Consider the following 260-nt stretch of genomic DNA (forward strand, 5'->3'; position numbering starts at 1 on the left):
CCAGTGAAGCGATGAATGTGGGTTCTACTACGCTTGAGAGCTGGGTACGCCAGCTCAGGAGAGAGCGCCAGGGGATTACGCCCTCTGCCACACCCATTACTCCAGACCAGCAACGTATCCGCGAGCTGGAAAAGCAGGTTCGCCGTCTGGAGGAGCAAAATACGATATTAAAAAAGGCTACTGTAGATTCAATTGGTCAACGCAACAGTTATGTGAAAACATGGGGTTGCGGAGGTTTTTTGAATGAGACGAACATTTAC

At 49.6% G+C, this 260-nt stretch carries 1 protein-coding gene; it reads left to right on the plus strand.

Annotated features, from left to right (window positions below):
• Nucleotides 1–260: transposase (locus tag OGY18_RS01595; RefSeq protein WP_286551409.1), on the plus strand; the 260-nt coding region annotated here is incomplete at both ends.

Source organism: Citrobacter sp. Cpo142 (assembly GCF_030332425.1).
GTDB lineage: Bacteria > Pseudomonadota > Gammaproteobacteria > Enterobacterales > Enterobacteriaceae > Citrobacter > Citrobacter portucalensis.